The 889-nt window shown below is 39.7% G+C and carries 1 pseudogene (cut by a window edge); it reads left to right on the top strand.

The features are described 5' to 3' along the window. Positions 1-889: pseudogene (locus WG67_RS04290) on the top strand (metallopeptidase TldD-related protein); its annotated part reaches 110 nt to the left of the window's first position; the annotation flags it as partial.

The following is an 889-nucleotide window of genomic DNA, read 5'->3' as shown; positions in this document are numbered from 1 at the left end:
AGAAGTTTGCCAGTCGGAGTCCCTGGTATTTGAGGATAACATATTAAAACACATGGACTTGAATACTAGAAGGGGATTTGGTTTAAGGTCTTTTTGTGAAGATAGTACATCTTTCGTTTGTTCTTCTGAGATCAGCGAAAAAGAAATTAGTAATGCTGCTTCTATGGTAAAAAGCTCAGTGTCTTTAAACAAGACAAATTCAATAAATTTAAACGAAGAGACAAAAAGCCTATATTCGAGGATTAACCCTATAAATGAAATGGATCTGAATTCAAAGATTAAGCTACTCAATGAGGTTAATGAGTATGTAAGGTCCAAAAATAACTGCGTGAAGCAAGTAAAAATAACTCTAAGTGGAGAATGGCAAGTTGTACAAATAATAAAGGGTGATCACAGATTAAGCGATATCAGGCCTCTGGTACGTTTTAATGTGCTAGTCATTGTAGAAAAAGATGGCCGTACCGAAAGAGGTTCTGCAGGGCATGGTGGAAGGGACTCTTATAGTAAGTTTATTTCTGAGAAAAAGTGGAAAGAAGTTGCAAACCAAGCGTTAGAACAAGCACTGGTAAATCTTGAAGCAATTCCAACTCCAGCCGGAGAAATGACAGTCGTTTTAGGTCCAGGCTGGCCAGGAATATTGTTACACGAAGCCGTGGGTCATGGACTTGAGGGCGACTTCAATCGCAAAAAAGTCTCAGCATTTTCAAATTCTGTGGGTAAACAAGTAGCAGCTAGTGACATCACAGTAGTTGATGACGGAACTCTGCCCAATTTGCGCGGCTCTATCAGCGTAGACGATGAAGGCACTCCACCCAGTTATAATATATTGATAGAGGATGGGATCCTAAAAGGATACATGCAGGATCATATGAACGCTAAACTCATGGGT

Origin of the sequence: Wolbachia endosymbiont of Drosophila incompta (assembly GCF_001758565.1) — a bacterium.
In the GTDB taxonomy this organism is placed as follows: Bacteria; Pseudomonadota; Alphaproteobacteria; order Rickettsiales; family Anaplasmataceae; genus Wolbachia; species Wolbachia pipientis.
This window is presented reverse-complemented; position numbering and strand designations above follow the sequence as displayed.